The organism is Streptomyces sp. NPDC127084 (genome assembly GCF_042724175.1).
Lineage (GTDB): Bacteria > Actinomycetota > Actinomycetes > Streptomycetales > Streptomycetaceae > Streptomyces.
Genome location: NZ_JBHXFA010000091.1, coordinates 12267 through 20690 on the forward strand (window position 1 = coordinate 12267; position 8424 = coordinate 20690).

Genomic DNA, 8424 nt, shown 5'->3' on the forward strand with positions numbered 1-8424 from the left:
ATCTGTGGGGGCCCCCCGCCTCCTCTGGTGTCCACGACTTCGCCCCCGGACCCCCCCCCCCCCCCCCCCCCCCCGCCCCCCCCCCCCCCCCCCGACCAGGTACCGGCCCACCCACCCGTCCCGATGGCCTGCGCTGTCGCGCCGCCGCTGTTCCCGGCCGCTGACAGGCCGTCGTGTTCCCTGTTGACGAAAGTGACGGTGGTGATGATGGTGCCGCAGATCAGTAGTGCCAGGGTGGTCAGCGCGGCGAACAGGCCGTATCCGGCCCGCTGGATTTTCATGTGCACATCATCCGATAGGGCTGTCCGGCGTCGGCGGGCACCCCCCGGATCCGGCTTCCGCACGGACGTGCCGACTGCCGGTGTGTGAGCCGGTCAGGCGACTCGCGCGCGAGTCACCACGCGGGACACCCTGGTAGGAGCCGAAGCCGTGCTCAGAATGCGGGCGGGACCGGTGACTTCCGGGAACCGGCGTACGGAAGGAGCAGCGTGGTGGGCAACGAGTCCCTGATGCGGAAGATCCTCGACTACGGCAGCCGAGCCGATCCCTATCCTCTCTACGCGGAGCTCCGCAAGACGCCGGTGTGCAGGCAGGACGACGGCACCTACACCATCAGCACCTACCCCGAGGTGCTGGCCCTGCTCCACGACCCCCGCCTCACCTCCACGCATGCGGAGGAAGAGGAGGCCGCGGGAGGGAAGTTCCCGCCCGCCTTCATCGGCATGGACCCGCCCGAGCATGACCGGGTCCGCGGTCTCGCCATGCGCCAGTTCGGGCCGCCGCACTCGCCCCGGCTCATCGCGGAGCTGCGGCCGAGCCTTGAGATGTCCGCAGCGGGGCTGATCGATGCCTTCCCCGACGGCGGCGAGCTCGATCTGGTCGACTCCTTCGCCTATCCCTTCCCCGTGACGGCCATCTGCCGGCTGCTCGGGGTGCCCCACGAGGACGAGGCCCGCTTCCGCGAATGGGCCGACAAACTGGTCGCGTCGATCGACCCGAGGCCCGGCGAAGACCCGTCCGTCAGACTGCAGGACGGCCTCGAGACCAAGAAGGAACTGGCCTTCTACATCAACGAGCTGATCGACAGCGGCCGGAGCGACCCCAAGGGCATGCTCACCACTCTCGCCCAGGACCATGAGGCAGCCGGCGGCCCGCTCAGCCGGCTCGAACTGGTGGTCACCTCGGTGCTGCTACTGGTCGCCGGCCACGAGACCACGGTCAACCTGATCAGCAACGGCATGCTGACCCTGCTGCGCCGCCCGGACCTGTTCGAGCGGCTGCGCCGCGAACCGGAGATCGCCCCGCGGCTGGTCGAGGAGCTGCTGAGGTTCGAGCCCCCGGTGCAGATCATCCCCCGGCGCGGTGCGATCACGGACATCGAGATCGGCGGCATCACCATCCCCGAAGGCTCCGTGGTGGCCCTGATGCTGGCATCCGGGAACCGCGACCCGCAGCGCTTCCAGGACCCCGACCGCTTCGACCCGGACCGCCCGGACGTCACGCACCTCGGTTTCGGGAGTGGCATCCACAGTTGCTTCGGCGCTCCGCTGGCGCGGATGGAGGGGCAGATCGCGCTCACCGAGCTGGTCCGCAGGCTCGACAACCCCCGCCTGCTCGAAGACCCCCCGCCGTACCGCACCAGCGCCGTACTGCGCGGGCCCCGGCACATTCCCATCGCCTTCGACGGGGTGCGCCCCTGACCGTCACGCGGTTCCCGCGACGGTCCGGCCACGTCCGCCGAAGCCGACCCGCCGAGGGCGCGCCCCTCGACATCCCGCCCGGTAGGGAGTCCACCGCGGAAGCGGGGGCAGTAGCACGGTATGGCCTCGATACGGCGCAACGAACACGGCAGGGCCGCCGCCGAGGAGCCCCGGGCACCGGGTGCTCCCGTACCCGACGAGCCTTCGGACCTGCCCGGGAAGTCGTGGTGGGCGGTGCTAAAACGCACCGTGCGAGAGTTCACCGACGACCAGCTCGGCGATCGGGCCGCGGCGCTGACCTACTACGGAGTGCTGGCGATGTTCCCAGCGCTTCTGGTGCTCGTCTCCGTGCTGGGTATCGCGGGGCAGTCGACGACACGGAACCTGGTCGAGAGTCTGACGAAGCTGACCCCCGGTGCCGCCCGCGACATCATCACCGACGCGGTGGCGCAGTTGCAGTCCAGCAGCGGCACCGGCTCGGTCCTCGCGGTGGTGGGCCTCGTGCTGGCGGTGTGGTCGGCCTCAGGATATGTGGCGGCGTTCATCCGCGCCTCCAACGCGGTCTACGACATCCCCGAAGGCCGTCCGGTGTGGAAGGTGACGCCGCTCAGGCTGCTGCTGACGCTGGTTCTGATGGCTCTGGCGTGCGTGAGCGCGTTCATCGTGGTGTTCACCGGCACTCTGGCTCAGCGGGCCGGGAACGCTCTGGGCATCGGCCAGACGGCACTCGCCGTCTGGTCGATCGCGAAGTGGCCCGTCCTGCTCATCCTGGTCACCATCATGATCGCGGTTCTGTACTGGGCAGCCCCCAATGCCCGTGGCCGGGGCTTCAAGTGGGTGACTCCGGGCAGTCTCCTCGCACTGGTGATCTGGTTGATCGCTTCGGCGGTCTTCGCGCTGTACGTGGCGAACTTCGGCTCTTTCAACAAGATCTACGGCACCCTGGCAGGTGTGATCATTTTCCTGGTGTGGCTGTGGATCACCAACCTGGCGATCCTGCTCGGCCTGGAATTCGACGCGGAGATGGCCCGTGAACGGGCGATCGTCGCCGGTCACCCCGCAGACGAGGAGCCGTACGTGGAACCCCGGGACACCCGCGCTTGGACCGAGGAAGAGCGTCGGGAGATGGGCGAACCCTGATGTGTTTCCCGGCGCTGTTTCAGCCGGGGCCCGACGCCCGCCATTCCCGGCGGGGTGAGCGCGGTAATCGCGGGTAGCCGCTGCTACGTCCCCGGCACGAGGAGGTGACGCCATGCCGGACAGCACTGAACACCCGTCAGCGAGGCATGGCCGGGAATCCGTGGGCGAGCTTGTCGAACAGGCGTCAGAGCAGTTCTCCCGGCTGATCCGGCAGGAGCTGCGGCTGGCGCAGGCGGAGATGCGACAGAAGGGCAGACGGTTCGGAATCGGCGGTGGGCTGTTCGGCGGCGCGGGCGTGATCGGATTCCTCGCCCTGCAGGCCCTGGTCGCCGCATCGATCGCGGCACTGGCTCTCGTACTGCCGGTGTGGGCGTCCGCGCTCATCATCACCGCGGTCCTGCTGGCTGTCGCCGCCGTTCTCGCAGCCACCGGAAGGAAGCAGGTCGGCCAAGGCACTCCCGCCGCGCCGGAGCAAGCCATCGAAGGCTTGAAGGCCGACGCCGCGGAGATCAAGGAAAGGATGACGCACCGATGACCGGGACCCCGCAGGACGACGCGATCCCCGACACGCCCGAGGAACTGGCCGAGGAAGCCCAGGCCACCCGGGAGGAACTCGGCAGGACTCTGGAGGCCCTCGCCGACAAGACGGACGTCAAGGCCCGGGCCCAGGAGATGGCCGGCGATATCAAGACCCAGGTCGAGCACGCCGCGGCCGAAGCGAAGGACCGGGCCGTCCAGGCGGCGCACCTCCTGCACGACAACACACCCGAACCACTTCTCCAAGCCGCTGGTGCGGCCCGCCGCAACCGCGCCGCTCTGCTCGCCGCCGGCGCGGGCATCCTCGTACTGGCGATGCTGATGCGGCGTGCCAAGAGGTGAGGACCGTGAAACCCTCCAAGATCGCTTACAAGCCGGTCGGCATGCTGGCCGGGGCCGCCAGTGGTGCGGCGGCAGGCGCACTGTTCAAGCAGGTCTGGAAAGTCGTCGGCCACGAGCAGGACGCCCCCGACGCCACGGACGAACATCGCGGCTGGAAGGAAGTGCTCCTCGCGGCAGCGTTGCAGGGCGCGATCTTCGCAGCGGTCAAAGCCGCGACCGACCGCGGCGGTGCCGTCGCGGTACGCCGCCTGACCGGCACCTGGCCCGGATAGGCGCCCGCCCCGCGCCGGGGCCCCGTCGAGCGGGAGCCCCGGCCGCTGCGTTCAGGCGACCGCCGGTCACACAGGGCCGAGGTTGTCCCCGCCCGCGTTGCCATGCCGCTGTCGCATCTGCTCGCGAAGCTCCCGGGACCTTCTCCTCCAGACGCTCGCGCTCCTGGGGGTCCTGGGCACGTTCGGCGGCCCCGCTGGTGGTGACCGTCCCCCACGAACAGGCACCACCAGCGGGGATCCCCCTCCGCACCCCGTACGGAGAGGGCGGGGCCATGGCGGGGAGGCCGGCCCTGAAGGCGCGTACCCGAAGTCCGGTCGTGGACACGCCCGTTGGGATTCTGGGCCGAAATGAGTCAGGCGGCACGGGACGCGGTTCCACGGCGTGAGGTCGGCCTCGTACGGGGCGTACTGGGCGTACGTGGATGACGCCGGTGACCGCGGGCACCGGCCCGCCGGTCCCGAAGCGGCCCGGGCACTCGCCCGCACGGCGGTTTCACTCCTCCGTCCATCCGCACACATGAGCCTTCTGCACCGTTTCACTGGTGACCTGCCCGTCGAACCCCGTGACCAGTTCGTATTCGATGGACACGGTGATCTGCCCGTCGTAGAAGGACGCGTCACCGCTCATCAGGCTGTACTCACCGCCGTAGCGGCCGTCGTCCGACGTGGCCTCGACGACCTGCGCCGCGACGTCGTAGCCGCGCCGCAGGCTGATGGTGGTGGTGCCACTGGAGAAGGACTTGGGGGACTGGTCGGAGGCGGGCAGCGTGTACGACGCGCAGTTGCCGACCGGTTCCTCGGCCCGGCCCGCGCTGCCGCCGTCGGAGTCCGCACCGGCTGAACCGGTCTCCCCGTCCTCACCTGTGGTCAGGGTGTCTTTGTCGCTCGTGTCCTCGCCGCCGGTGCCGTCCCCGGTACCACTGCCGTCCGCCCCGTCCGCCCCGTCCGCCCCGTCCGCCCCGTCCGCCCCGTCCGAACCGGACGCCGTGGAACCCGTCGAACTGCCACCGGTGTCACCGGAATCCTCGCCACCGCCGCTCCCGCACCCGGCTGCCAGCAGGCAGAGAGCCGCGAGAGCGACGGCTGCGACGCTACGGGACAGCGGATGGCGGCCGTGGATACGTGGGCGGGTGCGCTTCATGGCTCATTCCCCCTGTAGGCACTCGAGCAGCGAACTCCCTTCTACAGGCGTGCCGTAGGGCGCCGTGACGTGCCGTCGCGTTCCGGGCGGAAACCCACCACACGTAATCGAACGGTGCGAACCGAACTCCGTAGTGGGCCTCATCCGCCGATCAGGCGCAGGACGGGCAGAGCCCCCGGTAGGTGACCTCGACCTCGGACACCGTGAAGCCGAAACGCAGCTGCGCGGGGAGAGCGGCCAGGGGGTCGCCGAGCGGGTGGACATCGCGGATGGTGCCGCAGTGGGAGCACACCAGATGCTGGTGCGGCCGGTGCCCGTTGGGGTCGTAGCGCTTGGCCCGGCCCTCGGTCGAGACCTCCGTGACCTCGCCGAGGGACACCAGTTCGCCCAGGGTGTTGTAGACGGTCGCCCGGGAGATCTCCGGCAGCCGCTGTGCCGCGCGGGCGTGCACCTCGTCGGCCGTGAGATGCACATGGTCGCCGTCGAGGACCTCCGCGACGACACGCCGCTGGGAGGTCACACGCCAGCCGCGTGCTCGTAGTCGCACCAGCAGGTCACTCATGTCTGTTCACCTGTTCAGGCTCGATGGGGGCACCGCGCGGGGCACTCCAAGTCTACTGGTGCATGTCTTGAATCCGACTGGATATGGGTTAGGCATACTTCTTGACTTGGACAGTGTCCATTGTAGGATCGGTTCCGGTGGTAGCCAAGAGAGCAGTACACTCCAGTACGGCAGGAGATTTAAGCCATGACGGGATCATTGCCCCGCGCTCGCGCCGGTCAAGCGTCCCCTCCATAACGTGCACGTAGCTCTCCAGTACTCACCGTGGCGTGATTCGTATGCCGGACGAGTCCGAGGTCATCCGCCGGTTCCAGTTCTGAGTTCCGAGTCCCACCGCGTAGTTCCCGAGCACGTGATTTGCCCCGTCCGGAAGGATTTCCATGTCCGAGAATCATGATGCAATCGTTGCAGATGCAAAGACCGAGGATGCTGGAGGCTGCCCGGTCGCCCATGGCCGGGCGCCGCACCCCACTCAGGGCGGCGGTAACCGCCAGTGGTGGCCGGAGCGCCTCAATCTGAGGATCCTTGCCAAGAACCCCGCCGTGTCCAACCCGCTGGGCGAGGACTTCGACTACGCAGAGGCGTTCAAGAGCCTCGACCTCCCGGCGGTGAAGCGGGACATCGCCGAGGTGCTGACCACTTCGCAGGACTGGTGGCCGGCCGACTTCGGCCACTACGGCCCGTTCATCATCCGGATGGCCTGGCACAGCGCCGGCACCTACCGGATCAGCGACGGCCGCGGCGGCGCCGGGGCCGGTCAGCAGCGCTTCGCACCGCTGAACAGCTGGCCGGACAACGGAAACCTCGACAAGGCCCGCCGTCTGCTGTGGCCGGTCAAGAAGAAGTACGGACAGGACCTGTCCTGGGCCGACCTCATGATTCTCGCCGGCAACGTCGCCCTGGAGACCATGGGCTTCGAGACCTTCGGCTTCGCCGGCGGGCGTGCGGACGTCTGGGAGCCCGACGAGGACGTCTACTGGGGTCCGGAGACCACCTGGCTCGGCGACGAGCGCTACACCGGTGACCGCGAGCTCGAGAACCCGCTCGGCGCGGTCCAGATGGGTCTCATCTATGTGAACCCGGAGGGCCCGAACGGGAACCCCGACCCGATCGCCGCCGCCCGCGACATCCGCGAGACGTTCCGCCGGATGGCGATGAACGACGAGGAGACGGTCGCCCTGATCGCGGGTGGCCACACCTTCGGCAAGACCCATGGCGCGGGCCCCGCGGACGCCGTCGGCGCCGACCCGGAGGCCGCGCCGATGGAGGAGATGGGCCTCGGCTGGAGGAACAGCCACGGCACCGGCAAGGGCGGCGACACGATCACCAGTGGTCTGGAGGGCATCTGGACCAACACCCCGGTGACATGGGACAACAGCTTCTTCGACATCCTGTTCGGCTACGAGTGGGAGTTGTTCCAGAGCCCCGCCGGAGCCAACCAGTGGCGTCCCAAGGACGGCGCGGGCGCGGGAACCGTACCCGATGCCCACGACTCGTCGAAGACGCACGCTCCGACGATGCTCACCACCGACCTCTCGCTCCGCTTCGACCCGGTCTACGAGCAGATCTCGCGGCGCTTCCACGAGAACCCCGCCGCGTTCGCGGACGCGTTCGCGAGGGCCTGGTACAAGCTGACCCATCGCGACATGGGCCCGATCGCACGCTACCTCGGCCCCGAGGTGCCGTCCGAGGTGCTGCTGTGGCAGGACCCGCTGCCCGAGGTGACCCACGGGCTGGTCGACACCGCCGACGTCGTGGCCCTCAAGGCGAGGATCCTCGACTCGGGCCTGTCGGTGTCCCAGCTCGTGTCCACCGCCTGGGCCTCGGCGTCCACCTTCCGTGGCAGCGACAAGCGCGGCGGCGCCAACGGTGCGCGGATCCGCCTCCAGCCGCAGAGCGGCTGGGAGGTCAACGACCCCGACCAGCTGGCGACGGTGCTGAGCACCCTGGAGAACATCCAGCAGGCCTTCAACTCGGCCCAGACCGGCGGCAAGCAGGTCTCTCTCGCCGATCTGATCGTGCTCGCGGGCAGCGCGGGCGTCGAGCAGGCAGCCAAGGACGCCGGCTTCGACATCGAGGTCCCGTTCACCCCGGGCCGCGCGGACGCCGCCCAGGACCAGACCGACGTGGAGTCGTTCGCCCCGCTGGAGCCCACCGCCGACGGCTTCCGCAACTACCTGGGCAAGGGCAACCGGCTGCCGGCCGAGTACCTGCTGCTCGACAAGGCCAACCTGCTGACCCTCAGCGCACCCGAGATGACGGCCCTCGTCGGCGGCCTGCGGGTGCTGGGTGCCAACCACCGGCAGTCGCAGCACGGTGTGCTCACCGCGACCCCCGGGGTGTTGACCAACGACTTCTTCGTCAACCTGCTCGACCTGGGCACGACGTGGAAGGCCACGTCCGAGGACGCGGGCACCTTCGAGGGCAGCGATGCCGCCACGGGCAAGGCCAAGTGGACCGGTACCCGGGCCGACCTGGTCTTCGGATCCAACTCCGAATTGCGTGCGCTCGCCGAGGTCTACGCGAGCGATGACGCGAAGGAGAAGTTCGTGAACGACTTCGTCGCGGCATGGGCCAAGGTGATGGACCTCGACCGGTTCGACCTCGTCTGACCCCGACCACAGCGGTAAGTGAACGGGGGGGGGCGCGCCCCCCGGAGCGGGGGGGGGCCCCCCGGGGGGCGGTCCGGCCCGCCGCCGCGGCGCGGGCGCGCGCCCCCCCCCCCCCCCC

8 protein-coding genes are annotated in these 8424 nt (G+C 69.4%); 6 read left to right on the forward strand and 2 right to left on the reverse strand.

Going from position 1 to position 8424, the window contains the following annotated elements; all coding sequences use genetic code 11:
• Positions 1–491 precede the first annotated feature (491 nt).
• The 5 genes from ACFWI9_RS21100 (at position 492) to ACFWI9_RS21120 (ending at position 3991) form a co-directional block, all read left to right on the forward strand.
• Positions 492–1700 carry a cytochrome P450 gene (locus tag ACFWI9_RS21100; protein WP_387164113.1) on the forward strand — a complete coding sequence of 403 codons (1209 nt, stop codon included), beginning with the start codon at positions 492–494 and terminating at the stop codon, positions 1698–1700.
• 120 nt (positions 1701–1820) lie between these two features.
• Positions 1821–2840, forward strand: coding sequence for a YihY/virulence factor BrkB family protein (locus tag ACFWI9_RS21105; RefSeq protein WP_387164115.1), 1020 nt, complete (start codon positions 1821–1823; stop codon positions 2838–2840).
• Between the two features lie 112 nt (positions 2841–2952).
• Positions 2953–3375, forward strand: a complete 423-nt coding sequence (locus ACFWI9_RS21110) for a phage holin family protein (protein WP_387164117.1) — start codon at positions 2953–2955, stop codon at positions 3373–3375.
• A complete protein-coding gene (locus ACFWI9_RS21115) occupies positions 3372–3719 on the forward strand; it encodes a DUF3618 domain-containing protein (RefSeq protein WP_387164119.1) in 348 nt (115 codons plus the stop codon). The genes ACFWI9_RS21110 and ACFWI9_RS21115 overlap by 4 nt, the downstream gene beginning before the upstream one ends.
• A 5-nt stretch (positions 3720–3724) precedes the next feature.
• Positions 3725–3991 carry a DUF4235 domain-containing protein gene (locus ACFWI9_RS21120; protein ID WP_387164121.1) on the forward strand — a complete coding sequence of 89 codons (267 nt, stop codon included), beginning with the start codon at positions 3725–3727 and terminating at the stop codon, positions 3989–3991.
• A 493-nt stretch (positions 3992–4484) separates the two neighbouring features.
• Here the strand turns inward: ACFWI9_RS21120 and ACFWI9_RS21125 are convergent, their stop codons facing one another.
• Positions 4485–5132: a hypothetical protein gene (locus ACFWI9_RS21125; RefSeq protein WP_387164122.1), complete on the reverse strand. Its 648-nt coding sequence runs from the start codon at positions 5130–5132 to the stop codon at positions 4485–4487.
• A gap of 151 nt (positions 5133–5283) precedes the next feature.
• On the reverse strand, positions 5284–5694 hold the full coding sequence (locus ACFWI9_RS21130) for a Fur family transcriptional regulator (protein ID WP_387164124.1): 411 nt from the start codon (positions 5692–5694) through the stop codon (positions 5284–5286).
• Positions 5695–6074: 380 nt separating this feature from the next.
• On the opposite strand from ACFWI9_RS21130, the gene katG reads away from it, so the two are divergent.
• Positions 6075–8306: a catalase/peroxidase HPI gene (katG, locus tag ACFWI9_RS21135; protein WP_387164126.1), complete on the forward strand. Its 2232-nt coding sequence runs from the start codon at positions 6075–6077 to the stop codon at positions 8304–8306.
• Positions 8307–8424: the final 118 nt, after the last annotated feature.

Coding starts and splice junctions, on each gene's coding strand:
- ACFWI9_RS21105 (WP_387164115.1), top strand. CDS start 1,821: ATGGCCTCGATACGGCGCAACGAACACGGCAGGGCCGCCGCCGAGGAG.
- ACFWI9_RS21110 (WP_387164117.1), top strand. CDS start 2,953: ATGCCGGACAGCACTGAACACCCGTCAGCGAGGCATGGCCGGGAATCC.
- ACFWI9_RS21115 (WP_387164119.1), top strand. CDS start 3,372: ATGACCGGGACCCCGCAGGACGACGCGATCCCCGACACGCCCGAGGAA.
- ACFWI9_RS21125 (WP_387164122.1), bottom strand. CDS start 5,132: ATGAAGCGCACCCGCCCACGTATCCACGGCCGCCATCCGCTGTCCCGT.
- ACFWI9_RS21130 (WP_387164124.1), bottom strand. CDS start 5,694: ATGAGTGACCTGCTGGTGCGACTACGAGCACGCGGCTGGCGTGTGACC.
- katG (WP_387164126.1), top strand. CDS start 6,075: ATGTCCGAGAATCATGATGCAATCGTTGCAGATGCAAAGACCGAGGAT.